The 405-nt window shown below is 64.9% G+C and carries 1 protein-coding gene; it reads left to right on the top strand.

The genetic code is table 11. The features are described from left to right. A partial coding sequence (locus tag F0Q45_RS26875) for an alpha/beta hydrolase (protein ID WP_223163969.1) occupies positions 1-405 on the top strand: 405 nt, incomplete at both ends.

Here is a 405-nt window from a genome sequence, read left to right as displayed (position 1 = left end):
GACTCATGATGGCGCCGTTCCGTCACACGTCACCGTCATCGGGCACTCCTACGGGTCGACGACAGTGGCTGATGCGTTCGCCAACAGCGGCATGCGCGCCAACGACGCTGTGTTGATCGGCTGCCCGGGAACCGATCTGGCGCACAGCGCCCCTGATTTTCACCTCAACGGCGGACGCCTCTATGTCGGCGCGGCCTCCACCGATGCGATCAGCTGGATCGGCGAGTCAGGCGGCGCTGTGCCCAATTGGGTCAACAACGCACTCGGCTCCCCACTCGGTCCGCTGGCGGGGCTGGGCGCCGATCCCGCTCACGACGGTTTCGGGTCAGTGCGGTTCCGCGCCGAAGTCGCCGGCTCGCACAACCTGACCCCGTGGTTCAACGATCATTCGCATTACTACAACAA

It is taken from the genome of Mycobacterium simiae (assembly GCF_008370645.1).
Classification (GTDB): Bacteria; Actinomycetota; Actinomycetes; order Mycobacteriales; family Mycobacteriaceae; genus Mycobacterium; species Mycobacterium simiae_A.
Note: the sequence above shows the minus strand (reverse complement) of the source record. Positions and strands in the feature narration are given on the sequence as shown.